The organism is Streptomyces sp. NBC_00425 (assembly GCF_036030735.1).
Taxonomy (GTDB): domain Bacteria; phylum Actinomycetota; class Actinomycetes; order Streptomycetales; family Streptomycetaceae; genus Streptomyces.
The window spans coordinates 9,064,572-9,089,839 of sequence record NZ_CP107928.1; the positions used below are offsets into that span (position 1 = coordinate 9,064,572).

Here is a 25,268-nt window from a genome sequence, read left to right on the forward strand (position 1 = left end):
AAAATCGATCACGCTGAATCCGTGCGTGCCGTGCGGCAGCTGCGGCGCATCCGCCCCGTCTACGCGGGCGGTGCCGTCCTGTGGGCCGCGTCGGCGGGCTGGACGGGATGGGAGGACCCGGGGAGCCGCCAGATGTGGGTGTCGGTGCTCTTCCTCCTCGTCTTCACGGGGCTGTTGTCCGTGACGTCCCTGTGGCTGGGCCGGCAGCGGCTCTCCCGGACGAGCGAGCCGGTGCACCATGCCGCGCCGCGCAGGACGGCATGGCGCGGGCACGCCAACGCCTGAACCACCGCACGACGACCGACTCGGGGCCGGCGCCTGCTGGAGGCGCCGGGGTTCCCTGCCGGCACAGGCGCCGGCCCCGAGCTGACCAACCACCTACCCACGGGCAGGCCGACGATACGAGCAGGCGTGTGTGCGTCGGGTGAGGTTGCTGCGCACATGTGGGTGGGGCGCACCGGTGTCCGGTGCGCCCCACCCACATGTCACGTCGTGCCTGCCGACGTGTGCCGGCCCGCTCTACCAGCGGTACCAGCGGCCCCGTGTCCCGCCTGCTCCGGTCGAGCGGGCGAAGAAGCCGACCAGCCAGACCACGAGGACGATCACGGCGATCCACCACAGCGCCTTGAGGGCGAACCCGGCGCCGAAGAGGATCAGGGCGAGCAGAAGAACCAGCAGCAAGGGAACCATGGTTATCAACCTCCGTCACGCCGTGTGCCCCGCTCCACGCCCTGCATGCCTGAATCCTTATCTGTTTCTTATCCGGCGCCGGTTGCAGTACGCCCGGGCCCACGCCGGGTGACACCGCGTTCGAGTCATCTCGGGCCCCTGGGGCGGGAGTTGTCCTACTGTTGAGGGATGGCGCTGCATCACCACAGCGAGAACGCGTGGCGGGTGAGGGTGGACGACGAGCGTGGGGCTCCCTGCGGTGCCGGGGTGCTGCTCGACGACCGGCACGTGCTGACCTGCGCCCATGTCGTCCGGTATGCGGGAGCGCAGCCGCAGGGCACGGCGTCCTGCGTGCGGATCAGGAGTGTGGCGTGCAGTCCGGAGTGGACGCGCACCGCGCGCGTGGCCCCCGGATCGTGGGTGCACGAGCACGGCACACGGCGCGGCGACGTGGCACTGCTCGCACTCGACGAGCCGGTCGACTGCGCGACCAGGACCACCCTGTGGAAGGTGCCGATCTCCGGCGGCAGGGTACGGGTGTACGGCTTTCCGCAGGCCGAGCCCTACGGCATAGGGACGGACGCCGAATTGGCGGGTTCCGGCGGCCGGGAGGGCGAGTGGGGTCTGCTGCGGCAGATCCGCGTCGGCGACCCGTGGATCGAGGCGGGCTACTCCGGCGCCGGAGTCATCGCGCTGGACGGCGAGTTCAAGGGCAGCGTCATCGGCATCGTGGTCGCCGACTACGTCAACGGCGACGCCCGGGCGGCCTGGATGCTGCCGACCGAGACGCTGCTGACGTACCTGCCGGCCATCAAGGAGTTCACCGGCGGCCACCGGACCGACGAACTCAGCCCGTCCGGCGGCGAGTTGCCGCAGGACGTGCTGCACGACCCGCTGCGCCTCGCGCTCACCCAGGAGCTCACCCGGCTGCTCGACGGCGACTGGTCGGGCACCGTGGCCGTCGGCACCGACGCCTCGGTCGGCGCGGGCTCCTCGTGGCTGGTGCGTCTGGTGCGCACGGCCGACCCGGCGGCCCGCGCGACCGTGTCCGACGCCGAGCTGACCGGGGCCCCCGGGGACACCGTCCTCGGACTCGGCTCCATCGACGCGGCCTACGACGCCTGCGGCAGGTCCGTCGCCGAGGTGCGCCGGTACCTGACGGGCCGGTTCGGGCTGCGCGCGGAGGACGACCGGGACGTGGTGCGCCGGCTGGCGCGTCGCCGGCCTCCCGCGTGCCTGGTGGTGGCCCGCGTCGACCGGGCCGCGGACCCGGAGGCACTCGTACGCGATCTGCTGGGGCCGCTGGCACGCCGGGCCCGCTCGAGCGGTCTGCGGCTGGTCCTGGGCTTCGAGGACCAGCCCCCGGAGGACCTCCCCCATGACGTGTCCCTCGACCCGGCGCCCGTCGTCGGACCGGCCTCCGCGAGCGTGACCTCCGCCCAGGCGCAGTCGGCGGTCGGACAGCTCGCCGCCGAGGAGGAGGCGGCGGCACGGCTGTGGGCGCGGTGGGGCGGGAAGTTCTTCGGCGCGCCCCGCCCGCCGCGCAGCGCCGCGCCCCGCCTGCGGATCCGGCTGGCCGTCGCCCGGACCACCGAGCCCGACCCCGAGCTGACCGCGGTCCGTGACCGCGCCCTCGAGGCCCGCGCCGAGGTCGCCGCCTTCGACCGGGCGCTGCGGCGGCTGGCCGAGGACCACGCCGACCTCGCCACGAGCCTCGAACTGCACCGGGTTCGCGCGGCGCGGTTCTTCGGGGAGGAGGACCGGCGGCTCGCCGAGCTGCACGCCCCGGCGGCCCGCGCCCTGCAGACCGTGCCGATCGACCTCGCGGCCGCCCGCAGGCTGGTCCGGCTGCACACCGCCGAGGTCAACCGACGGATCGACGAAAGGTGACGTCTTGCCGAGGTGCAACCGTCCCGACTGCGGCCTGGGCGAGATCGACGACGAGGGGTTCTGCGCGGTGTGCGACCGCCGCCCGCTGCCGCCGGAACGCGCCGCCCCGTCCGCCGCCGTGGCCCGGGAACAGCGTGTCGGATCGCCACGGGGCGTCAGCGTCGGCGTGGCGCAGGTGCGTCCGGACCCCTGGTACGGCCTCGGCCTGATCGATTCCGGCCCCGCTGCCGACCTCCCCGAGCCGCCGCCTCCCGTGGTCGGCCCGGTCGCCGAGGAACACCGGTTCTGCGCGAACCCCGTCTGCGGGCAGCCGGTGGGCCGAGGGCACGGCGGGGAGCCCGGCCGCACCGCGGGCTTCTGCGCCGACTGCGGAACCCGCTTCGACTTCGCCCAGCCGCACGGCCTCACCATCGCCGGACGCTACGACGTCGAGCGGGTCCTCGGCTCGGGGGCCTACGGCGCCGCGTATCTCGCACACGACCGCAACCTCGAGACGCAGGTCGTCCTCAAGGCGCTGAACCGGTCGGTTGCCAGAACGGCCGAGCACGAGCGGGACGTGCTGGTCGGGCTCCGGCACGACAGCATCGTCCGCATCCTCGGCTACGAACCCGAGGGACCCCACCTCGTGCTCGAGTACGTGCCGGGCGTCGCCCTGTCGGCGCGCGACGGAGACCGGCTCGAGACGCTCCTCGCGCACGGCGTGCGCATCCTCCAGGCGCTCGACTACCTGCACGCCAGGGGGCTGCTGCACTGCGACGTCAAACCCCTGAACGTCATCCGGTTCCGGGAGGAGGGCTCCGCCGGCTCCGCCGCGCCGCTGGACCGGGTGCGCCTCATCGACTTCGGCGCGGTGCGCTCGCAGGAGGAGGCAGGGCCGATCGTCGCCTACACCAAGGCGTACGCGCCGCCCGAGGGCGATCCCGAGCATGTGAGGCCCACGCCCGGATTCGACCTGTACGGCCTCGGCATGACCCTGCGGGAGGTGTGCCGCTCGCACGGCGCCGACCGGGCGGCGCCGGGGGTGGACTCGCTGATGCTGCTGCTGGACCGTGCCACGGACGTCGTCGTGCCCGAGCGGAGATTCGTTTCGGCACGGCAGTTCGGCGAGCAGCTCAGCGGAGTGGTCCGGCAGATCGTGGCGGCGCCGCCGGCCGGCCGGCAGGTGGCCCGGCCGTCGGCGCTCTTCGGCTCGATGACCGAGCCCCTGCACGGCGGGCTGGGCACGGCGCGTCCCCTCGACCACTGGGTCCGGGCGACCGCGACCGGGGACGCCCTGCTGACCATGCCCGAGCCGTTCTCCTGCCCGGGCCCCCGCGACATCGCGGGCGCGCTCCCCACACCCCTGTCCGACCCCGACGATCCGCGCATCGGTGACGCGGCCGGAAACGCGCTGGCCGAGAGCCGGCTGGCGCTGCGCCGCAGTGACGTCACCCGGGCCGCACAGGCGCTCGCGCACGCGGGACTGCCCGACTGGCACTGGCTGCACGCCTGGTACTCCGGCCTGATCGCGCTGGCCCGGGAGGACGTGCCCAGAGCCGCCGGACACTTCACCGAGGTGCGGCGGGCCCTCCCGGGTGAGCTGATCCCCCAGCTCGCGCTCGGCCTGTGCGCCGAGTTCCGCGACGACCACCAGGTCGCCCGCTCGCACTACGGCACCGTCTTCGACACCACGCCCGCGCTCGGCGGGGCCGGCTTCGGGCTGGCCAGGGTGCACCTGCTGTCCGGCCGGCGCGCGGAGGCGGTGGCCACCGCGGAACGGCTCACCCAGGAGTTCCGCTACGAGCGCGAGGCGCGCGTCGCGGTCATCCGACTGTTGGTCACCGTCCCCGTCCGGCAGACCCCGCCCGCCCCGCCGACGCACGACGACCTGGCCGGCGCCCGTGCGGCGCTGGACGGTCTCCATGTGGACGACGCCGCGGCCGCCGCTCTCGAGGCGGAGATCCAGTACGCCGAGTTCCTGCGCATCCACGACCGGCTGAGGTTGTCCGAAGCGGTCCGCGGGCTGGGCGCGCACGCTCCCACCGAGCGCGCCTACGTGGCCCTCGTGGACCTGGCGAACCGGCTTCGCCCGCCGCTGGACTGGCGGTGGCCGGCGCTGCGCCGGCGAACCGGTCGTTCCCATGTCGAAGCGGGACCCGACACGCTAAGCTCCTGAGTCGCTACGCACGGGCATACGGAGATGCGCAGGCATCCAGGGGACACACGGGACACACGGGACACAGTCGGGTGGTGCCGGTGGGGGACAGGCCGCCGTTGACAGGGCTCAGCTTCGAAGTGGACGTGGACGCACCAGCCGACCTGGCACACGACGAGACGCGCGCCGACGCCCTCGTCACGGTCCGGGCCCGTCCGGCCGCCGGGCCCGCGACGCCGACGCAGAGCGCCGAAGTCCTCATCATGGACAGGTCGCTGTCGATGGCCGGCCACGGCAAGCTGGACGAGGCCAAACGCGCCATGTGCGCTGCCGTCGACGCCCTGCGGGACGGGACCCTCCTGGGCGTCGTCGCGGGCCATCACGAGGCCGAGGTCGTCTTCCCCGCCACCGGCGGCCTCGCATCGGTCGACGCCGACACCCGGCAGGAGGCCAAGAGCCGGATCATCGGCCAGCCGGCCGAGGGCGGCACGGCGATCGGACGGTGGCTGGCCTGCGCGGACCGCCTCTTCGCGTCGGTGCCCTCGCCCGGCGTCGTCCGCCACGCGGTGCTCTACACGGACGGCAAGGACGAGCACGAGACACCCGAAGAACTGGACGGCGTCCTGGAGACGTGCACCGACCGGTTCGTCTGCGACGCGCGGGGGCTGGGCGAGGACTGGAACTACGCGGAGCTGCTGCGGATCACCCAGGCACTGCACGGAAGCGCGGAAGCCGTCGTCAACGCCTCCGACCTCGCACAGGACTTCACCCGGACCATGCGGCAGGCCCAGCGCGTCGTGGTGCCCCGGGTCTACCTCGGCCTGCGCCTCAACAGCCGGTTCCGGCTGGGCTTCGTCCGTCAGACCCGCCCGGTGGAGGCGGAGCTGACGGCCCGTCGGCGGCACGGCGACGAGATCCACGTACCCCTCGGCTCGTGGCCGCCGGAAACCCGCCAGTACCAGGTGTCCCTGCGCTTCGACCCCGACGCGCTGACCGTCGGGGAGGACCTGCGCGCCGTCCGCGTCACGCTGCACGCCGAGCAGATGGACGGGACACGCGTGCCGTGCAGCGAGCCCCGGGCCATGGTCGTACGGCGGCGCGGGTCACCCGGGTTCGGCATCCCGCCGTCCGCCGACCTCACCCGCGTGGAGAACGAGCACGAGCTGGGCATGGCGATGCGGGCCTGCGCCGACGCCTGGCAGAAAGGGCAGCACGAACGCGCCGACCGGGAACTGCGCATCGCGACACGGCTCGCCGCGGAACTGCGCGACGCCGCGCGCCTGCGGCTGCTGCGCTCGGTGTCGGTCACCGGCCCCGACGACCTGCCGCACCTGCGCCGCGACGTCTCCCGCGGACAGGTGCAACGACTGGGACTCGACTCGACCAAGACCGCGGCCCCGCCCGTCGACGCGGTGCGCCCACCGCCCTCGGGCGACGCCGCCGTCCGCCGCTGTCCCCGGTGCGGCACGCCGCCGTCGGCGCACTCGGCGACGTTCTGCGAGGAGTGCGGCCACCGCCTCGACACGACGGTCGACGAGCCGGACGGCGGGCCGGTGGACGCCCCGTGAGCGCGACGACCGGCCGGACCCGGCGGTCCTTGCGCGAGCGAGCCGCCGACGGGCGCCGGCGGGCGCGTGCGGTCCACCCCGTCAGAGTGCTGCGCTGGCTCAGGGCGGGCGTCCTCGCCATGGTGGCGGCCACAGCGCTGCTCTACCTGCTGGTGTCGGCCCAGGCCGGAGAACAGATGGCCGCCGCCCGGCGCACCGAGGCCGCGGTCGAGGACATCGAGCAGGCGCGCGGTACGGCAGTGGCGGCGGAGGCGGCGCTCGCGAAGGTCGCCGCCACCCGGCAGGTCACACTGATCGGCACGGGCACGGAGTTCGCCAACGACACCGCGCGGGTGAACACCCTCGTCACCTCGGCGGCCGCGGGCAACGAGGCGGGCAACCGGGGCCGCACCCAGTTCGAGTACGTCCAGAGCCAGTTGACGACCTGTCTGCAACTGGCCAACACCGCGGTGCGCGACTACGCCCGCAGCGGTCCCGGCATCCTCGACTCCGCCCGGCTGGCCCTGACCGCGCCACGGGCGAAGGACCCGCGGACGGGGGAATGGATTCCGGGCACGGGCGGTCTCACGGCCTCCCTCACCGACCTCGAGGATCTGCAGAACGAAGCCCTCGACGCGCAGAAGGGGTCGCGCTGGCTGAACCCCGTGTACGTCCGCTCCCTGCTCGTCGGGCCGACGGCCGTCATGCTCGTGTGCGTCCTCGCGACCGCTCACGTCGTCGCCCGGCGCTTCCGGCGCTTCGTCGGCCTGCCCCTGGTCGTCGCCCTGGCCGCCACCGCGGCGGTCGGGATCACCGCCGTCCGGCTGAGCCGACGCGACACCCTGGCCCTGCACCAGACCCCGCTGCTCGGGCACTGGCTGACCACCACGCTCACGCTGGGCCTCCTCGCGGTCGCCGCGGTGCTCGCCTACCTCGGCTACCGCCCCCGTCTCTCCGAGTACAGGTTCCCGCGCCCATGAGGAAGACGCTGACGGCGCGGCTCACGCGCTGTGTCCTGGTCCTCGGCCTGCTGCTGGCCGCGGCCGGCTGCGGCGGCGGGTCCGGGCCCGACCGTGTGACGATCATGATCCCCTGGTCCGGTGACGAGTTCCAGGCCTTCTACTCGGTTCTGACGGCGTTCGAGAAGAAGACCGGCATCCAGGTGGACGTCCAGGTCACCCGCGCCCTGACCCAGCAGCTCGACGCCGCCGTGACGGCCGGGGCGCCGCCCGACCTCGCCATGCTGCCGAGCGTGGGAGCCGTCCACGGCTACGCACAGAGGGGGACCGGGAAGGAGCGGGGACTGCAGCCGCTCGACGTGCCCACCGGCGCCTACCTGGAGCCGTTCCGCGGGCTGGCCACGGTGCGGGGCAAGGTCTACGCGGTGCCCGTCAAGGCGGACGTCAAGAGCCTCGCCTGGTTCGCGAAGCCGGCGACCGGGCGGTCCGCGCCGCCAGACCTCGGCACGCCGGGGGTCTGGTGCCTGGGACTGGAGTCCGGTCCCACCTCCGGCTGGCCGGGCGCGGACTGGATCGCGGACATCCTCCTGGCCCGGTCCGGCGCCGACTTCTACACGAAATGGCTGACCGGCGGCGAGAAGTGGAGCTCGCCCCAGCTCGACGAGGCCTGGACCACCTGGCGCGCCCTGATGGGCGCCGGCGTGCGGGGCGCGGCCGTCCGTAACTTCGGCGAGGCGGCCGCGGGAATGACCACGGAGCCCCCCAGGTGTTCCCTCGCGCACGGCGCGCTGTCCGCCATGGGATTCGACAAGGGGCACGAGCACGACTTCGTGACCTCCTCCCCGACGCGCCGGCTGGAGGTCTCGGCGGACTTCGTCGGCATGTTCACCGACGACAACCCGGGCGCCGAGGCGTTCATCGCCTTCCTCGCGGGGACGAGCGCCCAGCAGCTGTGGGTGGACCAGGAGGCGGGCGCGGCCTTCTCCGCCGACAGCCACGTCACCCGCTACGCCACCTCGGTGCAGCGGCGGATAGCCCGGATGCTCCGCCCGCACTCCGGCTACACCTTGTGCTTCGGCGCCGCCGACGCGATGACGCCGGACGTGTCGGCCGCGTTCTACCGGGCCGTCCTCGACTACGCAACCGCCGGGACGAGGGACCCCGGCCGGTTCCTCGCGGATCTCGACCAGGTACAGCAGAAGCTGGGAAGTTCCCCCGTTCCCCGCGACAAGCTCTGCGCCGGCCCGAACTGAGGCCGCGGCTCCCGCCGTCGCCTCAGTGGGTCACCAGCAGACCCCGGCCGCGCAGCACCCGTCGTTCCAGCGGGCTGAAGATCAGCAGGTCGATGGCGATGCCGACGAGCAGGATCAGGAAGATGGCCAGGAACACCTGCGACATGCTCGAGTTGCTGCGGCCGTTCTCCAGCAGCTGGCCGAGACCGACGCCCAGGTCGGGCGAGGAGGCGATGATCTCGGCAGCCATCAGGGACCGCCAGGCGAACGCCCAGCCCTGCTTCAGACCCGCCAGATAGCCGGGGAGCGCCGCCGGCATCACGATGTGCCAGGCCTCGCGCAGCCCGGTCGCGCCCAGGGTGCGCCCGGCCCGCAGGAACAGCGGCGGGATCTGGTCGACGCCCGCCACGAGGCCGTTGGCGATGGACGGCACCGCGCCGAGCAGGATCACGGCGTACATCATCGAGTCGTCCAGCCCGAGCCAGATCACGGCGGGCGGCACCCAGGCCACCGACGGCAGCGACTGCAGTCCCGACAGGATGGGGCCGATCGCGGCCCGGACGAACCGCACCCGAGCGACCAGCAGGCCGAGCGGCGTGCCGATGACGAGTGCCAGGAGGAAGCCGAGCAGCCCGCGCGACACGCTGGTCCAGATGTAGTCGAGCAGGGTGCCCTGCACCCAGGCGTCGCGGATCTCGCTCCCCACGTCGGCCGGCGAGGGCAGCTTGTAGTCGGGGGCGACCTCGAACCACACCAGCAACTGCCAGACCGCGAGGACCAGGACGACGGCGGTGACGGGCGGCAGCACCTTGCGCAGCAGGGTCTCGCGCAGCGGCGTACGGCCGGTCTGCACCGCGTCCAGCGCGTCGAGTCCGGCCTCGAGCCCCGTCAGGTCGTGCGGGTCCCCGGGGCGTCCGGCTTCCGGGTGACCGTCCCCGTCGACGGTGACGCCGGTGTCAGTGCTGGCCATGTCGGCGGATCTCCCTACGCAGTTCTTCGGTGATCTCGACGGACAGCTCGGCGACCGCGCTGTCCTCGATGCGGCGCGGCTGCGGAATGCCGATCGTCCACTCGCGGGCGATGCGCCCCGGCCGTGAGGACAGGAGCACCACCCGCTGGGCGAGGCGCACGGCCTCCCGCACGTTGTGCGTGACGAAGAGGACCGACAGTCCCGTCTCGCGCCAGATCCGGGTCAGTTCGTCGTGCAGCACGTCACGGGTGATGGCGTCGAGGGCCGCGAACGGCTCGTCCATCAGCAGCAGTCGGCTGTCCTGGGCCAGCGCACGGGCCAGGGCCACGCGCTGGCGCATCCCGCCGGAGAGTTCGTGCACGCGCTTGCCGTGCGCGCCCCGCAGCCGGACGAGGTCCAGGAGCCGTTCCGCCTCCTGGCGGCGTTCGGGAGCGGCGACCCCCCGCAGCTTGAGGGCGAGTTCGATGTTCTTGCCCGCGGTCAGCCACGGGAACAGGGCGTGTTCCTGGAACATCAGGGCGGGCCGGCCGTCCGTGGCGATCGAGCCGGCGGACGGCCGGTCCAGTCCCGCGACCAGGTTGAGCAGCGTGGACTTGCCGCAGCCGGAGGCCCCCAGGAGGGTGACGAACTCGCCGGGTGCGACATCGAGGGTGATGTCGTCCAGCACGAGCTGATGTCCGCCGGGAGCGCCCGGGGCGGGAAAGGACTTCGAGACGTGCGCGATGCGGGCGGCGTGGGTCGCCGCCGTGGCGGTCTCGGCAGCCTGGGCGATCGTGGTGGCCATGGTCGTCACCTCCTGGGAGCTGTTCGGTTGTGGGGGATTGCCGCTACTCGGCGCCGAGGCCGGCGTCACTGACCTCGGGCTTGCCCGCGGCCTTGAGAACCTTGTTCAGCGGCGCGAGGTCGTAGATCCCCTTGAGGTCGGGCTTGTCCAGCAGACCGGCCTTGACGGCGTGCTGAGCCTCGGTGTCGAGCGTGGCGGCCAGCGGGTCGTCGAGGAAGGTGACGGACTTCCAGGCCGGGTCGAGGACCTCGGCGGGCAGCGCCTTGCCCGACAGCTTCTCCAGCGCCGTGTTGGCGGACGCCTTCGCCTTGTCGGGGTTGGCGTTGATCCACTCGTTGGTCTTCACCGAGCCGCGCAGCACGGCCTCGACGACGTCCGGGTGCTCCTTGAGGAACTTCTGCGACACGATGATGTTCGTGATCACGAACTGGTTCTTCGGCCACAGCGTCGACTCGTCCAGCAGCACCTTGGCGCCCTCGGCGACCAGCTTGGACGCGGTCGGCTCCGGCACCCAGGCGCCGTCGATGGAGCCGGACTTGTAGGCGTCCGGGGTGATCTTGTTGTCCGTGCGGACGACCGAGACGTCGCCCTTGCCGCTCTGCGCGTCGACCTTCCAGCCCTTCTCCGCGATCCAGTTGAGGAACGCGACGTCCTGGGTGTTGCCGAGCTGCGGCGTGGCGATCTTCTTGCCCTTGAGGTCGTCCAGGGTCTTGATCTTGTCGGGGTTGACCACCAGCTTCACGCCGCCGGACGCCGAACCGCCGATGATGCGCAGGTTCTTGCCCTTGGACTTGGTGTAGCCGTTGATCGAGGGGGAGGGGCCGATCCAGCCGATGTCGATGGAGCCGGCGTTCAGCGCCTCGATCTCGGAGGGGCCGGCGTTGAAGGTGGACGCCTTGATCTTGGTGCCGCCGAGCTCCTTCTGGAACAGGCCCTCCTGGACGCCCACCAGCGCGGTGGCGTGCGTGAGGTTGGGGAAGTAGCCGATGCTGACCTCGTCGGCGGACAGCTTCTTGGCGTCCGCCGCCACCGCGGTCTGCTTGCCGCCGTCGTCGTCGGTGGCCTCGGAACCGTAGCCGCAGGCGGTGAGCAGGAGAGGCAGGGCGGCGAGGGCGGCGATGGCGCGCAGTGTGGCGAGCGGTCTTGCGGCAGACACGGCAGTGTCCTTTCAGGGAAGCGGAGAGAGCGGGGCGTTACGGGCGGTCGGGACGACGGCCTTCCGCGTGCACCGGCACACCGCGCCTCGGCCGCCGGTGGCAGAGGAGCCGTGGCGGGCGGGGCGACGGAGCGCGGGGGAGTGGGGGGAGCGGCGAGCCGGGGTGTCCGGCGCGCCGAGTGCGGCGGCCGGACGGGAAGTCAGCGCTGATGCGGAGAAGTGCAGCTGCTGTGGCGTCAGAAAGGCCGACAGAAGGCGCTGGAGGTACGGCCGAGGTCGATGTGACGGCGCGAGGTCAGCAGGGGCAGTGCCCGGCTGGTGCGGTCGAACGATCTCATGGCCACCCCCTGATCCCTAGTTTTCCTACCTGGCTGATAGGGATCGTGGCAGAAGCGCGCGCTTCCCCCAAGAGGGTGTTCGTATGATGGACAGCCTTATCTCACCCAGTGAGACGGTGGCTTCCGGGCGGGGTCTGGCCTGCCTGGGTCCGGGCCTGAGTCCGCAGGTCAGGCGGGCAGTACGAACGGAGGGTGGGCGCCGTTGAGGAAGTAGTCGCCTACGTCGCGCAGACGGTGGGACGCGGGCTCGTACAGCGTGTGGGCCCGTGCGTTGCGCCAGAAGCGGTCGAAGCCCAGACGCGAGGACGCGGAGCGGGCGCCGATGATGTCGAGGGCGCGGGTGGTGGACTCCTGCGCGGCCCTGGTGGCGGCGGCTTCGGCCACGGCCACCAGGACGGACGCCTCCGCGCACTCGTCGTAGGACAGGTCCGCGCCGCGCGCCAGTGCGCCCTCCACGGCCGAGAGCGCCTGCCCGGCGAGCGCGGAGGCGGAGCGGGCGAGGACGGTCAGTTCTCCGTACGCGGTCAGCACGTGCGGGTCCTGGGAGGAGCCCGTCGGCCAGGCGGGATGCCAGGGAGCGTGGCCCGCGCTGCGGTACTCCCGGGCCTCGGCGAGCACTCCCTCGGTCATGCCGAGCAGGAGCTGGACGGAGAGGAGGCGTCCGACGGGCGAGGTCAGCGCGAGCGCGGGAGACAGGACGTCCTCGTCGGCGGACAGGGAGCCGAGCACGTCATGGGGGGCGACGGGCACGGCGTCGAACTCCACGGCGCCGCCGGCCGCGAGCCGCTGGCCGAAGGCCCCGGCGTCGCCGTCGGTCCGCACCCGGTGGTCGGTCGGGTCGACGACGACGGCGAGCGGTTCGCCGGTGTCCGACCGCACCGCGCGCACGGCGATGCGGTCGGCGACCAGAATCCCCGACGCGTAGCTCTGACGGCCGTCCAGTACGAACCCCTGGGCCGTCCTGGTCAGCGTCGGACACGGTTCCCGGCGGGCGAGGCCGCCGCCCCAGCACCAGCCCTCCGCCACGGACTGCCGCTCGACCAGTGCGGCGCGACCGGGCTCGGTGAGCGACCGGGTGGCCCACCCCAGGAAGTAGTGACATCCGAGGAGTTGGGCGATCGCGCCGTCCGCGGCGGCGATCTCCCGGACCACCGCGTAGGCCGTGCTCCAGTCCGCGCCGCCGCCTCCCTGCCCGGCCGGGACCAGGAGCGCCAGCAGCCCCGCCTCACGCAGTCGCGACACCTCGTCGAACGGGACCTTGCCCGCCTGCTCCCTGGTCACCGCGTCCGTGGCCAGGTCGTCCGCCGTCTCGCGGGCCGCGCGCAGCCAGTGCGCACGGTCCGGCGCGGTCCGGTGGTGCGGCGAGGCGGGTGCGGACGGCGCGGTGGCAACGCCCATGACGGCGGTCTCCTCGGGGTCGGCGTGGATGCGGTGGATGCGGCGAACAGGGGGCGGGCATCACGTGCGCGTGGCGGTGCGGGGGTGTCCGGGACATGCGCGGAGCGGAGCCGTACAGGGCGCGCGGCTCACGTCGTGCATGGGTGGCATGTGCATCATCCTGCGCATCCGGCGGGCGGGCCGTCAATGCTTTCCTAGTTATCCGATAGGAAATATAGGGAAGCTTGCCGGACGGGCGCCGTGAACGCCACGGCGAGGCGCAGGTCCGGCATTCGGGCGGTAGTTGACGAGATGCGGGATGTCCTGCTCAAGTGATCGCATGAACGCCGAGCAGCGCCTGGTCACCCGCGACCACATCGACTTCGGTCGCGTGTGGTCCGCGGCGTGTTGCGCCTGACCCGGCAGCGGGCCGTCTGACCGGCCCTTCCCCCTCTCGGTGACCCCGTCACGGGCCGAGTGCCTCGCCGCGTGGTCCCGTCGTACGCAGGCGCCGGCACAACGCCCCGCATCCGCGCACCGATCGGCCCGCGAGACCTGACGCGCACCGGCGGCGCACCGGCGGCGCGGTCCAGCCCGATGCGTCGTCGCCGAACCCGAGCGCGCGGCGGCCGCCCGCGACTGCAGGCGGATCCGCATGACCACCGGCCCCCGCCAAACCGAGTCGCCCTCCCTCTGTCTGACGACCTGCCGCACCCCGCACCGCGCCGCTCCCGGAGGGTGCCGCCGCGCCTCACGACACGCCGCCGCACGCGCCCCCGCCACCACACCCCACCCTCACCACGCTTCACGCCCACCACGCTTCACGCCCACGCTCCACCACGATGCACGCCCGCCTCCTGTTCGCGAAGGGTCCGCCATGGCCACCGTTCTGTCCGTCTCCGGAAGTCCGTCCCCCGCCTCCCGCACCGCCCGCCTGCTGCGTCACCTGGACCGGCGGCTCACCGCCCAGGGGCATGACGTGATCCCCCTGGACGTCCGCACCATCCCCGCCGAGGCGCTCCTCGGCGCCGACTTCCGGCATCCGGCGATCGTCGAGGCGACCGAGTTGTTCGACCGCGTCGACGGTGTCGTGATCGGCACGCCCGTCTACAAGGCTGCCTACTCCGGACTGCTCAAGTCCCTGCTGGATCTGCTGCCGCAGTACGCCCTGGCCGGGAAGACCGTCCTGCCCCTCGCGACGGGCGGGAGCACGGCCCACGTCCTGGCGATCGACTACGCCCTGCGCCCGGTGCTCAGTTCCATGGGCGCCGCCCACATCGTCCAGGGCTGGTTCACGCTGGACAAGGACATCACCGTGGCCGACGACGGGACCCTGACCGTCACGCCGGGCACGGGGGAGAGCCTGGCCCAGGTCGTCGACCAGTTCTCCCACGCCCTCGGCGGCCGCACCGCCCTCCTGGCGGCCGCCGGATGAGCACCGCCGCCCCTGCCTCCGCCTGTCACCGGTCCGGCGCCGGGCGACCGCGGAAGAGCGCGGCGACGAGTTGAGCGGCCGGAACCGCATGCTCTCACGATGTGAGACGCCGGGTGAGACGGTGTGCGGCCCTCTTGACGGGGCGCGGCGGCCGCCCCGAAACTCCGGAGGAGAGATTCCTAGTGAATGGGTAGGAAACAGATGGAGCGTCGTGCGGAGTCACCCGCCGACCGCGCCGAATGCGCGGACCGACCGCCGCTCCTGCTGACCTCCCGTCGCCACATCGACCTCCTGCGGGTCTGCAGCGCGACAAGCCCGCCGCGCTGAACCGCCGGCGCTCACCAGCGCCCCACTCCCGTCGAGAACGGGCGCGCGCCGACGCCGCCGCGCGCCCCTCAGCCCATGTGCGCTGCCCCGTCGCACTTCTGAGAACCAGAAGCCGGCCCCGGACCCAGGGAGACCCATGCCCGCCGCACCCCTGCCCACCGCGCCGTCCCTCGCCTCCGCCCCGCCGCTGCGGGGCAGGATCGGCTGCCATGACGGCAGCGGCTACTACGCGGCGCCACGCCGCTACCGCCTCCACCTCTCGCCGTCCTGTCCGCACTGTCTGCAGATCGCCGTGACGCACAGCCTCCTCGGACTGGAGCGGACGCTCCCGGTGGTCCTGCTCCCCGCCGTGCCCGACAGCCCCGACGGCGGACACTCCGCGCTGCGCCCGCTGTACGAGGCCAGTTCACACCGGCACCCCGGGCCGGCCGCCGCGCCCGTCCTGAGCGACGACTGGAGCGGACGGATCGTCAGCACCCACGCTCCGGACATCCTCCGTGACCTCGTAGGCCACTTCGACGGCGACGGACTGGCCCGGCCCGCCCTTCACCCCCGCGGCGCGGAGGAGGAGATCGAAGCCGTCGCCCGCCTCTGCGAGCGGCACATCAACGAAGCCGCCCAGCGGGCGGGCCAGGCCGGCGGTGACGCGGCGGAACGGCAGAGCGCGCTCGGCTCCTTGCTGCGCGTCCTCGGTTCCCTCGAATGTCGGCTCGCCGACCGGCAGTTCGTCCTCGGCGACGCCGTCACGGCCGCCGATGTGCAACTGTGGGTCACCCTGGTGCAGCTCGACACCGTTCACCGCCTGCACCTGGACGCCGCCGCCGTCCACCGCATCGCCGGGCATCCGCACCTGTGGGCCTATGCGCGCCGTCTCGCCGCCGATCCCGCCTTCGGCGCCCACCTCGACCTGGACGGCATCGCCCGCCGGCACCACGCCCACTGCCGGGGACTGGAGGCCGCGGGAGCCGCCGTGCAGATCCTGGACTGGGCCGGCCACATTCCCCGGCCCGCCCCGGACCGGGACGTGTCGCACGGGCCGGCCGGTTTCACGGAACCGCGACACGCCCTCCGCCTTCGCCCTTCCTCCTCGGCCTGAGCTGCGAGGGGCACGAAGCTCACGCCACCGCGGCCGACCGCGCCGGTGGCCCCACGGCGGGGCGTCCCTCGTCGGGCTACGGGGCGATGGGCAGGCGCCGCTTGTGGTCCGTGAGGTGATAGCGCCGGACGATCGTCTCGAAGGCGTGCTCCGTGACGGGTCTGCCCTCCAGGAAGTCGTCGATCTCGTCGTACGCGACGCCCAGCGCATCCTCGTCCGCCTTGCCGGGGTCGAGGGTCTCCAGGTCGGCCGTGGGAACCTTCCGGACCAGCTCGGCGGGCGCTCCCAAGGCGTCCGCCACGGCCCGCACCCGGCGTTTGGTCAGACCGGACAGGGGGATGAGGTCGGCCGCGCCGTCGCCGAACTTGGTGAAGAAGCCGGAGACCGCTTCGGCGGCGTGATCGGTGCCGACGACCATGCCGTGGTGGGCGCCGGCCACCGCGTACTGGGCGATCATGCGCTGCCGGGCCTTGATGTTGCCGTGCACGAAGTCCTCGTGGCCGGCGTCCCGGAAGGCGACGTCGGTGGCGCGCAGAGCTTCGAGAGCCGCGTCGCTGGCGGGTTTGACGTCCACCGTCAGCACCCGGTCGGGGTTGATGAAGGAGAGGGCCAGCTGGGCGTCGTGCTCGTCGGCCTGGACTCCGTAGGGCAACCGCATGGTGTAGAACCGGGCGTCGTGCCCGGCGTCCCGGGCCCGCTCGACCGCGAGCTGGCAGAGCCGGCCGGCGGTCGTGGAGTCGACGCCGCCGCTGATGCCGAGCACGAGGGAGGACAGCCCGGTCGAGGTCAGCCGTTCCGCGAGGAAGGCCACCCGGCGCTCGATCTCCGCCCCGGCCTCGAAGCTCTCGGCGACCTGGAGTTCCCTGGCGATCTCCCGCTGCAGGGCGAGGGGCTCGGAAGCGTTCACGACTGCTCCTTGTGCTCGTTGTTCTCGTCGTTGTCGTTCACGTGGCGCCGGCCCGGCCGCACCGGCGGGGGACACCGTCACCCCGGAGTCCCCCGGATCACTGTCGGCCATGCGCCGCACGTCGGACGGGAGGCGCTCCCGGCACCGACCTCACCGACGAGTACGGCGAGGTGACCGCCACCGTCGGCCGCCGCGCTGCCGCCGCCCGGCGGACCGCCTACGGAATCCGGCCGTTCCCGCCCGCCTCGCCCGACGGCCGTGACCACCGGTACCGGGCCGGGGCCCGTCATCCGGGCCCGGTTCCCCGCCGTCCCGGGCCGCGCCGACCGGGGGCGGCGTCCGCCGTGCCGCTGCGCGGGCGCTGGGCGGGCGCCGCGGTGACCAGCGGCCCGTTGGCGCGCAGGTGCTCCTTGAGCCACCGCTCGGTGGTGCTCACGTGCAGCAGCGCGGCGGCCTGACTGAGGGCGGCGTCGCGGGTGCACAGCGCCCGGTGGATCGCCTCGTGCTCGGCCAGGGTGCGGCCCGCGGACCGGGCGTCCGTCCGGCCACGCCAGATGCGGGCGCGCAGGGTGCGGCCGGAGACGCTCTCCAGCAGGGCGAGCAGGGTCTCGTTGCCGGTGGCGGCGACGACGGCCCGGTGGAAGGCGGCGTCGTGCGCGTTGAGTCGCTCTACGTCGTCGCGGGCCTCGCGCATCGCCTCCAAATGGGCTTCGAGCTGCGCCAGTTGGGCATCGGTGATCCGGGTGGCCGCGAGCGCGGTGGCCATGGGTTCGAGGAGCCGCCGTACCTCCATCAGATCCTGGAGCGCCGCTGCGTCGCTCTGGAGGAGTTCCACCGCCCCGCCGAGCCCCTCCAGCAGCAGACTGGGCTGCAGACTGGTGACGTAGGTGCCGTCGCCCCTGCGGATCTCGAGGACCCGCGCGACCGACAGGGCCTTGACCGCTTCGCGGGCGAGGTTGCGGGACAGCCCCAGCTGCGCCGCCAGGTCCGGTTCCGGGGGCAGCCTCGACCCCGGGGGCAGGGCCCCGGTGCGGATCAGCTCACGGATCTGCTCGATGGCCTTGTCCGTCAGGGACATCGCGCACTCCCCGCACGGCCGGTGACCCCGGGCTCCTCGGACCTGATCAGGCCCTGGGCGCGGAGGTCGTCCCACAGGGCTTCGGGGACGTGTCGCCGGTGGAGTTCGGCGTTGCGTGCGACCTGGTCGGGGCTGCGCATGCCGAGGGTGACGTTCACGACGGCGGGGTGGGTGCGGGGGAAGGCGATTGCGGCGGCGGGGAGGGTGGTGCCGTGCGCGGTGCAGACGTCGGCGATGGTGCGGGCGCGGGCGACGAGGTCGGGCGGGGCGTCCTGGTAGTCGTACTTCATGCCGTCGGCGGGCCGGTCGCGGGAGAGCAGGCCGGAGTTGAAGACGCCGACCGCGACGACGCTTTTGCCGTGTTCCTGCGCGGCGGGCAGCACGTCGTCGAGGGCGGACTGGTCGAGGAGGGTGTAGCGGCCGGCGAGCATGACGACGTCGGCGGCGGTCTCGCGCAGGAAGCGGGCCAGCATGGCCGACTGGTTCATGCCGGCGCCGATCGCACCGATGACTCCCTGGTCGCGCAGGTCGGCGAGGGTGGGGAGGGCTTCGTCCGCGGCCTGCCGCCAGTGGTCGTCGGGGTCGTGCAGGTAGACGATGTCGAGGCGGTCCAGTCCGGTGCGGTGGAGGGTGTCCTCGATGGACCGCAGGACGCCGTCACGGCTGAAGTCCCACTCGCGGCGCAGGTCGTCCCGCACGACGAAGCCCTCGCTGTCCACGCCCCGGGGGCGCTCGTTGGGCACGAGCAGCCGCCCGACCTTGGAGGAGACGGTGTACTCGGCGCGGGGGCGGTGCCGCAGGGCCGCACCCAGGCGCTGTTCGGAGAGGCCCAGCCCGTAGTGCGGCGCCGTGTCGAAGTAGCGGATGCCGGCCTCCCAGGCGGCCTCGACGGCGGCGGCCGCGTCGTCGGCCGGAGTGACCCGGTAGAGGTTGCCGATGACGGACGCCCCGAAGCCGAGCCCGGTGAGCTCGACGGGGGTGTTCGCGATGGTCCGGCGTCCGATGCTCTGGTGTGTCAACTGTGCTCCTCGCGAGTACGGGTGGGGCGGGGCCGTCCGGCGCCCGGTCAGCGTCTGACGGCGGCCGAGCCGCCCTCCATCAGCGCATGGACCTCGGCGAGCGAGGCCATGGAGACGTCCCCGGGGGTGGTCATCGTGAGCGCGCCGTGAGCGGTGCCGTACGCCAGGGCCCGCTCCAGACCGGCCGCGGTCAACGGGCCGGGCCAGGGGTCGTCACCGCTCAGCAGGCCGTGGATCAGGCCGGCGGCGAACCCGTCGCCGGAACCGATGCGGTCCAGGACGTGCAGTCCGGGCATCAGGGGGCCGGTGACGACACCGGTTTCGGCGGACCAGGCGGCCGAGGACCAATCGTTGACCCCGGCCGAGGGCACCTCCCGCAGCGTCGTCGCCAGCACCCTGGCCGAAGGGACCAGTCCCGCCACTCCCGCGAGCGCGTCCGGTACCTCACCGGCCGGAACGCGTACGGCGCCGGGGCGCGGGCCGGCCAGCCCCAGCGCGCCCACCACGACGTCCGCGTGGCGGGCGAGGCGCAGGTCCACCTCGCGTGCCCGGTCCGGGCCGCCCCGGCCGGTCCACAGGCTCGGGCGGTAGTTGGGATCGTAGGAGACGGTGACACCGTGGCGGCGGGCGGCCGCCATCGCCTCGTCGGCGACGTCGACGGTGGTGTCGGACAGGCCCGCGAAGACGCCGCCGGTGTGGAACCAGCGGACGTCGGCCGAGAACACGGCGTCCCAGTCGACGTCGCCCTTGCGCAGCTGGGAGACGGCGGTGTGGGCGCGGTCGCTGACACCCAGGGCGCCGCGGATGCCGTAGCCGCGTTCGACGAAGTTGAGTCCGTTGCGGGCGGTGCGGCCGATCCCGTCGTCCCGTGTCCACCGGATGAGGGAGGTGTCCACACCGCCCTGGAGGATCAGGTCCTCGACGAGCCGGCCCACCGCGTTGTCGACGAGAGCGGTCACGACGGCGGTACGGAGTCCGAAGCAGCGCCGCAGACCCCGTACGACGTTGTACTCGCCGCCGCCCTCCCACACCTGGAAGGTCCGGCCGGTGCGGATGCGTCCCTCACCCGGGTCGAAGCGCAGCATCACCTCGCCGAGGGCCACCACGTCGGTCATGACGTGCTCCTCGCCACGGCCTCGGCGGTGAGCCGGCGGATCTCCCCGTAGTCGCCCCGCTCGAGATGACCGGGAGGCGCGAGCCAGGTGCCGCCTACCGCGAGGACCGACGGTTCGGCGAGGTAGGCGGCCAGGTGGGCGGCGCGGATGCCGCCCGTCGGGATGAAGCGCGTCCCGGGGAACGGCGCGGCGAGCGCCCGGAGCGTGGCGAGGCCGCCGAGCTGTTCGGCGGGGAACAGCTTCACGGTGTCCAGGCCCGCGCGAAGGGCGCGCATCAGCTCGGTGGCGGTGGCGACACCGGGTATCACGGGGACGCCCGACTCCCGGCATCTGGCGACGACTTGTTCGTCGAAGCCGGGTGAGACGACGAAGCGGGCGCCCGCCGCCACGGCCCGGTCCACCTGTCCGGGGGTGAGAACCGTGCCGGCGCCGACGGTGAGTCCGCCGTGGGCGGCCATCGCCTCGAGTGCCTGCTCGGCGTCCGGGGTGCGGAAGGTGACCTCGGCACACCGGGCGCCGCCGGCCACGAGTGCCTCGGCCAGCGGGCCGGCCGTCGTCGCGGACGCAATGGTCAGCACGGGCATCACCCGCGCACCGGCCAGGACGGAGGCCGGATCGGTGGTGGGGTGAGTGGTGTTCATCGACCGAGCCATCCGCCGTCGACGGGGAGGACGGTGCCGTGGATGTAGGCGGCGGCGTCGGAGGCGAGGAAGACGGTGGCGCCGGCGAGGTCGTCGGCGTTGCCCCAGCGTGCGGCGGGGATGCGGTCGAGAATGGCTTTGCTGCGGGCGGGGTCGTCGCGCAGGGCCTGGGTGTTGTCGGTGGCGATGTAGCCGGGGGCGAGGGCGTTGACGTTGACGCCGTGCGGGGCCCATTCGTTGGCGAGGGCTTTGGTCAGTCCGGCGATGCCGTGCTTGGCGGCGGTGTAGCCGGGCACGGTGATGCCGCCTTGGTAGCTGAGCAGTGAGGCGGTGAAGACGATCTTGCCGTGGCCGCGGGCCGCCATCGCGGCGCCGACGGCTCGGGTCAGGGCGAACTGGGCGGTGAGGTTGACCTGGAGGACGGTGTCCCAGTCGGTGTCGGTGTGCTGGGCGGCGGGTGCGCGGCGGATCGTGCCCGCGTTGTTGACGAGGATGTCCACGGGCCGTTCGCGTGCGGCGAGGTCGGCGCCGAGGGCGTGGACGGCCTGGGGGTCGGCGAAGTCGGCGCGGATCGCCTCGAAGGTGCGGCCGGCGGCGGTGACGTCCTTCTCGACGTCGCTGCCGGTCTCCTCGAGGGTGGCGCTGACGCCGATGACGTCCGCGCCGGCCTGGGCGAGTGCGCGGGCCATGGCCCGACCGATGCCGCGGCGTGCGCCGGTGACCACGGCGAGCCTGCCGGTGAGGTCGAAGGCGTTCATACGGCGGCTCCCCGGGTGGCGTCTGTGTCTGCGTGGGTGGTCCGGGTGGTGCAGTCGACGAGGATCTTCATGACGTCGCCGCCGCCTTCGAGTGCCTCGAACGCGGCGGGTGCTTCGGTGAGGGGCACGATTTTGCTGATGAGGAGGTCGGCGGGGACGGTGCCGTCGGCGACGAGGGCGACGGCCTTCTCGAAGTCGCCGCGGTCGTACAACCGGGCTCCGACGAGGGTGAGTTCGCGCCAGAAGAAGCGGTGGAGGTTGATCTCGCGGGGCTTGGGGTGGATGGCGACCAGGCAGAGGCGGCCGCGTACGCCGAGGACGTCGACGGCGGTGTCGACGCCGGCGGCGGCGCCGGAGACCTCGAAGGCGACGTCCGCGCCGGCGTCCTGGGTCCATGCCCGGACGAGTTCGGGCACGTTCGCGGCGGTGGGGTCCCAGGCGGTGAGTCCGGACTGTTCGGCGAGGGCGCGTCGGTGGGCGCTGAGTTCGATCACGCGGACGTCGGCGCCGGCGGCTCGGGCGACGAGGGCGATGAGGACGCCGACGGGTCCGCCGCCGACGACGACGGTCTTCTCGCCCTCGCGTACCGCGGCGCGGGCGACGTCGTGGACGGCGACGGCGGTGGGTTCGACGAGCGCGGCGTGGTCGAGGGGGAGGGAGTCGGGCAGGCGGACGAGGGTGGTGGCGGGGACGGTCCAGCGTTGTTGCATGGCGCCGGGGGAGTCGATGCCGATGAAGTCGAGGTGCTGGCAGATGTGCTGGTGGCCGGCTCGGCAGGCGGGGCAGGTGTCGTCCCAGCGCAGGGGCATGACGGTGACGGCGTCTCCGGGCTGCCAGTCGTCGACGTCGGGGCCGACGCGGACGATGCGGCCGGACATCTCGTGTCCGAGGACGGCGGGCGTGCGGACCCGGGTGTCCATGTCCCCGTGGAAGATGTGCAGGTCGGTGCCGCAGATCCCGACGAAGGCGGGGGCCAGTTCCACCTCGCCCGGACCCGGCGGGGAGGTCTCGGCGGGCGCGGTGTCCAGGGTGCGGGCAGCGGTGTAGCGGACGGCGAGGGTGGTCATCGTGTCGTCAGGGTCCCTTCAGCGCGGACGCCGATGGTCAGCAGCAGGTTGGCGTAGGTACGGACGTCGGCGGTGACGATGGCCAGCGCCAGGTCGGGCGAGCGGGCGGCGTCGTAGAACTCGAAGCGGCCGAGCGTCTCGACGGGGACGGGCGTCAGCCGGGCGCGGTACTCGCCGATGGCGGGCGGCTCGGGCGCCCCCTCGGGCGGCACCATCACGTGGGCCGACTCGAGGGGCAGGGCGGTGGTCAGGACGTCGAGCACGGTGGTGACGTCCAACAGGCCCGGCGCCAGGTTCAGATGGACGATGCGGGCGCGGTCGCCGGTGGCGGTGCTCGCGGGGTAGTGGCCGTCGGCGAGCAGTACGCGGGCGCCGTGACCGGCGCCGGCCAGGGCTTCGAGGATTCCGGGGTGCAGCAGGTCGGTCAGGAGCACGGTGTTCCCTTCTTGCTTTCAGGTGCCTTCGGGTTCGCCGGGTCGAGGCGGTAGAAGCCGGTCGCGGTGCCCGCGAGGACGGCCTCGGTCTCGGCGGCGGAGCAGCCGAGGAGGAGTTCCTCTACGGTCGCGGCCCACTTGTTCCAGCCGCCCGCGAGGAGGCAGACCGGCCAGTCGGAGCCGAACATCAGCCGCTGGGGTCCGAAGGCGGAGAGCAGGACGTCCCACACGGGGCGGATGTCGTCGATCGTCCACTTCCGGTGGTCGGCCTCCGTGACCAGGCCCGAGACCTTGCAGCGCACCTGCGGGTGGGCGGCCAGGCGTCGTACGTCGCGTTCCCAGTCGCCCAGCTCGCCCCGGGCCACGGGTGGTTTGCCCGCGTGGTCGAGCACGAGCGGCAGGTCGGGGAGACGTTCGGCGAGCCGCACGGCCTGGTCGAACTGGTGGTCGCGGATCAACAGGTCGTAGGCCAGTCCGAGCTGCCCGACCGTCCGCAACCCCCGCTCCACGGACGGTTGTTGCAGCCACTGCGGGTCCGGCTCGCCCTGGACGAGATGCCGCAGGGCGCGGAGGTACCCGCCGCCCGGGCCGGCGAGCAGTTCGTCGAGCACGTCCGCGACCGACGGGGAGGTGAGGTCGACCCAGCCGACGACCGCGCCGATCAGCGGTTCGGCGCCGGCGAGGGCGAGCAGCTCCCGTGTCTCCGGCACGGAGGTCACACACTGGACGACCACGGTGCTCGCCAGCCCCCGACCCGCTGTCGGTCGCGTCGCGGCCGATCGCAGGTCGTCCACACCGAAGGTGCGGCGGATGGTCTCGAGGCCGGGCTCGTCCAGCCAGGGCTGGGGCCGGCGGTCCAGGTCCCACAGATGGTGGTGGGCGTCCACCAGCTCCCCGGGCCCGGTCGGCGGACGGTCCTCAGACACGGACGGACCAGACGGGGCCGTCGGGGTACGTGTACTCCTTCAGTGACTCCTGGTGCATCTCCGCGCTCAGTCCCGCACGGGTGGGGGCGAGGTAGTGGCCGTCGGCGATGCGCACCGGGTCGACGAAGTGCTCGTGGAGGTGGTCGACGTACTCGATGACCCGGTCCTCGAGGGTGCCGGAGACGGCGACGTAGTCGAACATCGACAGGTGCTGCACCATCTCGCACAGGCCGACACCGCCGGCGTGCGGGCAGACCGGCACGCCGAACTTGGCGGCCAGGAGCAGGATGGCGAGGTTCTCGTTGACTCCGCCGACCCGGGCGGAGTCGATCTGCACGATGTCCACCGCACCGGCCTGGAGCAGCTGCTTGAAGACGACCCTGTTGGCGATGTGCTCACCGGTGGCGACCTTGATCGGGCTCAGTGCCCTACGGACCGCGGCGTGCCCGAGGATGTCGTCCGGGGAGGTGGGCTCCTCGATCCAGTACGGCTGGTAGGGGGCCAGTTCGCGCATCCAGTCGATGGCGGGCTGGACGTCCCATCTCTGGTTGGCGTCCACGGCGATGCGGATGCCGTCGCCGACGGTCTCGCGGGCGGTGCGCATGCGCCGTACGTCGTCCTCCAGGTCGGCGCCGACCTTCAGCTTGATCTGGGTGAAGCCGTCGGCGACGGCCTCGCGGGCGAGGCGGGCCAGCTTCTCGTCGGAGTAGCCGAGCCAGCCGGGCGTGGTGGTGTAGGCGGGGTAGCCGCGCTCCAGCAGGCCGGCGATGCGCTCGGCGCGGCCCGGTTCGGCGCGGCGCAGGATCTCGAGGGCCTCGTCGGGCGTGAGGGCGTCGCTGAGCCAGCGGAAGTCGACCTGCGCGACCAGCTCCTCGGGCGACATCTCGCCGAGGAAGCGCCAGACCGGCTTGTCCACGCGCTTGGCCGCCAGGTCCCAGGCCGCGTTGACGACGGCGCCGGTCGCCATGTGGATGGCGCCCTTCTCCGGTCCCAGCCAGCGCAGTTGGGGGTCGTGGACGAGCGAGCGGGAGAACGCGCCGAGATCCCCGCACACCTCGTCGACCGAGCGGCCCACCACGTAGGGGGCGAGTGCCGCGATGGCGGCGGCCTGGACGTCGTTGCCGCGGCCGGTGGTGAAGGCCAGGGCGTGGCCCTCCAGGCCGTCCCCGGCGTCGGTGTGCAGGACGACGTAGGCGGCCGAGTAGTCGGGCTCGGGGTTCATGGCGTCGGATCCGTCGAGGTGCTCGGACGTCGGGAAACGCACGTCCAGTACATCGAGAGCGGTGATGCGGGCGGAGGCCGGTGCGGCGGACGCAGCGGAGGACATGGGGCAACTCCTGAAGGAGCAGGGGGTGACGGCCCTGCGACGAGATGGGGGAACGAGGCGGAGTCCGGCGGCCGCGCGGTCC

24 protein-coding genes are annotated in these 25,268 nt (G+C 73.1%); 8 read left to right on the forward strand and 16 right to left on the reverse strand.

Features of this window, described 5'->3' with window-relative positions; translation table 11 throughout:
- The first annotated feature begins 21 nt into the window (after nucleotides 1-21).
- Nucleotides 22-285 (forward strand): hypothetical protein, encoded by a 264-nt coding sequence (locus OHS82_RS40020; protein WP_370444154.1) that lies wholly within the window; start codon nucleotides 22-24, stop codon nucleotides 283-285.
- 234 nt (nucleotides 286-519) lie between these two features.
- Here the strand turns inward: OHS82_RS40020 and OHS82_RS40025 are convergent, their stop codons facing one another.
- Nucleotides 520-690 carry a DUF5670 family protein gene (locus tag OHS82_RS40025; RefSeq protein ID WP_057580461.1) on the reverse strand — a complete coding sequence of 57 codons (171 nt, stop codon included), beginning with the start codon at nucleotides 688-690 and terminating at the stop codon, nucleotides 520-522.
- A gap of 168 nt (nucleotides 691-858) precedes the next feature.
- Between OHS82_RS40025 and OHS82_RS40030 the strand changes: the two genes are divergently transcribed.
- The 5 genes from OHS82_RS40030 to OHS82_RS40050 all read left to right on the forward strand — a co-directional run bounded on the left by OHS82_RS40030 (nucleotide 859) and on the right by OHS82_RS40050 (nucleotide 8,452).
- Complete coding sequence (locus OHS82_RS40030) at nucleotides 859-2,559, forward strand: serine protease (RefSeq protein WP_328435650.1); 1,701 nt, start codon at nucleotides 859-861, stop codon at nucleotides 2,557-2,559.
- 4 nt (nucleotides 2,560-2,563) lie between these two features.
- Nucleotides 2,564-4,714 carry a tetratricopeptide repeat protein gene (locus OHS82_RS40035; protein ID WP_057580459.1) on the forward strand — a complete coding sequence of 717 codons (2,151 nt, stop codon included), beginning with the start codon at nucleotides 2,564-2,566 and terminating at the stop codon, nucleotides 4,712-4,714.
- Nucleotides 4,715-4,839: 125 nt separating this feature from the next.
- A complete protein-coding gene (locus tag OHS82_RS40040; RefSeq protein ID WP_328435651.1) occupies nucleotides 4,840-6,261 on the forward strand; it encodes a VWA domain-containing protein in 1,422 nt (473 codons plus the stop codon).
- Entirely contained in the window at nucleotides 6,258-7,220 is a 963-nt protein-coding gene (locus OHS82_RS40045) for a hypothetical protein (RefSeq protein ID WP_328435653.1), read from the forward strand. Before OHS82_RS40040 ends, OHS82_RS40045 begins: the two co-directional genes overlap by 4 nt.
- Nucleotides 7,217-8,452 carry an extracellular solute-binding protein gene (locus OHS82_RS40050; protein ID WP_057580456.1) on the forward strand — a complete coding sequence of 412 codons (1,236 nt, stop codon included), beginning with the start codon at nucleotides 7,217-7,219 and terminating at the stop codon, nucleotides 8,450-8,452. The genes OHS82_RS40045 and OHS82_RS40050 overlap by 4 nt, the downstream gene beginning before the upstream one ends.
- Before the next feature lie 22 nt (nucleotides 8,453-8,474).
- Here the strand turns inward: OHS82_RS40050 and OHS82_RS40055 are convergent, their stop codons facing one another.
- The 5 genes from OHS82_RS40055 to OHS82_RS40075 form a co-directional block, all read right to left on the reverse strand.
- Nucleotides 8,475-9,401, reverse strand: a complete 927-nt coding sequence (locus OHS82_RS40055; protein WP_328435654.1) for an ABC transporter permease — start codon at nucleotides 9,399-9,401, stop codon at nucleotides 8,475-8,477.
- Nucleotides 9,388-10,185, reverse strand: a complete 798-nt coding sequence (locus OHS82_RS40060) for an ABC transporter ATP-binding protein (protein ID WP_057580455.1) — start codon at nucleotides 10,183-10,185, stop codon at nucleotides 9,388-9,390. Before OHS82_RS40060 ends, OHS82_RS40055 begins: the two co-directional genes overlap by 14 nt.
- Before the next feature lie 43 nt (nucleotides 10,186-10,228).
- Complete coding sequence (locus tag OHS82_RS40065) at nucleotides 10,229-11,341, reverse strand: aliphatic sulfonate ABC transporter substrate-binding protein (RefSeq protein WP_057580454.1); 1,113 nt, start codon at nucleotides 11,339-11,341, stop codon at nucleotides 10,229-10,231.
- A 236-nt stretch (nucleotides 11,342-11,577) separates the two neighbouring features.
- Nucleotides 11,578-11,679: a putative leader peptide gene (locus OHS82_RS40070; RefSeq protein ID WP_328435655.1), complete on the reverse strand. Its 102-nt coding sequence runs from the start codon at nucleotides 11,677-11,679 to the stop codon at nucleotides 11,578-11,580.
- 168 nt (nucleotides 11,680-11,847) lie between these two features.
- Nucleotides 11,848-13,077, reverse strand: coding sequence for an acyl-CoA dehydrogenase family protein (locus OHS82_RS40075; RefSeq protein WP_057580453.1), 1,230 nt, complete (start codon nucleotides 13,075-13,077; stop codon nucleotides 11,848-11,850).
- Nucleotides 13,078-13,933: 856 nt separating this feature from the next.
- On the opposite strand from OHS82_RS40075, the gene ssuE reads away from it, so the two are divergent.
- A complete protein-coding gene (gene ssuE, locus OHS82_RS40080) occupies nucleotides 13,934-14,491 on the forward strand; it encodes an NADPH-dependent FMN reductase (RefSeq protein ID WP_057580452.1) in 558 nt (185 codons plus the stop codon).
- A gap of 463 nt (nucleotides 14,492-14,954) precedes the next feature.
- The gene (locus tag OHS82_RS40085) at nucleotides 14,955-15,914 is read left to right on the forward strand and encodes a glutathione S-transferase C-terminal domain-containing protein (RefSeq protein WP_328435656.1); all 960 of its coding nucleotides are present in this window, start codon (nucleotides 14,955-14,957) and stop codon (nucleotides 15,912-15,914) included.
- 76 nt (nucleotides 15,915-15,990) lie between these two features.
- Here the strand turns inward: OHS82_RS40085 and nadE are convergent, their stop codons facing one another.
- The 10 genes from nadE to OHS82_RS40135 all read right to left on the reverse strand — a co-directional run bounded on the left by nadE (nucleotide 15,991) and on the right by OHS82_RS40135 (nucleotide 25,186).
- Nucleotides 15,991-16,821, reverse strand: coding sequence for an ammonia-dependent NAD(+) synthetase (nadE, locus tag OHS82_RS40090; protein ID WP_328435657.1), 831 nt, complete (start codon nucleotides 16,819-16,821; stop codon nucleotides 15,991-15,993).
- 286 nt (nucleotides 16,822-17,107) lie between these two features.
- Nucleotides 17,108-17,899, reverse strand: coding sequence for a FadR/GntR family transcriptional regulator (locus OHS82_RS40095; protein ID WP_079041361.1), 792 nt, complete (start codon nucleotides 17,897-17,899; stop codon nucleotides 17,108-17,110).
- Nucleotides 17,890-18,918, reverse strand: a complete 1,029-nt coding sequence (locus OHS82_RS40100) for an aldo/keto reductase (RefSeq protein WP_057580449.1) — start codon at nucleotides 18,916-18,918, stop codon at nucleotides 17,890-17,892. The genes OHS82_RS40095 and OHS82_RS40100 overlap by 10 nt, the downstream gene beginning before the upstream one ends.
- A 47-nt stretch (nucleotides 18,919-18,965) precedes the next feature.
- Nucleotides 18,966-20,033, reverse strand: a complete 1,068-nt coding sequence (locus OHS82_RS40105) for a sugar kinase (protein ID WP_057580448.1) — start codon at nucleotides 20,031-20,033, stop codon at nucleotides 18,966-18,968.
- A complete protein-coding gene (locus OHS82_RS40110) occupies nucleotides 20,030-20,674 on the reverse strand; it encodes a bifunctional 4-hydroxy-2-oxoglutarate aldolase/2-dehydro-3-deoxy-phosphogluconate aldolase (RefSeq protein WP_328435658.1) in 645 nt (214 codons plus the stop codon). The genes OHS82_RS40105 and OHS82_RS40110 overlap by 4 nt, the downstream gene beginning before the upstream one ends.
- Entirely contained in the window at nucleotides 20,671-21,432 is a 762-nt protein-coding gene (locus OHS82_RS40115) for an SDR family oxidoreductase (RefSeq protein WP_057580446.1), read from the reverse strand. The genes OHS82_RS40110 and OHS82_RS40115 overlap by 4 nt, the downstream gene beginning before the upstream one ends.
- Entirely contained in the window at nucleotides 21,429-22,499 is a 1,071-nt protein-coding gene (locus OHS82_RS40120) for a zinc-dependent alcohol dehydrogenase (protein WP_328435659.1), read from the reverse strand. Before OHS82_RS40120 ends, OHS82_RS40115 begins: the two co-directional genes overlap by 4 nt.
- Nucleotides 22,496-22,933, reverse strand: coding sequence for an RbsD/FucU domain-containing protein (locus OHS82_RS40125; protein ID WP_328435660.1), 438 nt, complete (start codon nucleotides 22,931-22,933; stop codon nucleotides 22,496-22,498). Before OHS82_RS40125 ends, OHS82_RS40120 begins: the two co-directional genes overlap by 4 nt.
- Entirely contained in the window at nucleotides 22,924-23,859 is a 936-nt protein-coding gene (locus OHS82_RS40130) for an amidohydrolase family protein (RefSeq protein ID WP_242433044.1), read from the reverse strand. The genes OHS82_RS40125 and OHS82_RS40130 overlap by 10 nt, the downstream gene beginning before the upstream one ends.
- Nucleotides 23,852-25,186: an L-fuconate dehydratase gene (locus OHS82_RS40135; RefSeq protein ID WP_057577032.1), complete on the reverse strand. Its 1,335-nt coding sequence runs from the start codon at nucleotides 25,184-25,186 to the stop codon at nucleotides 23,852-23,854. Before OHS82_RS40135 ends, OHS82_RS40130 begins: the two co-directional genes overlap by 8 nt.
- Nucleotides 25,187-25,268: the final 82 nt, after the last annotated feature.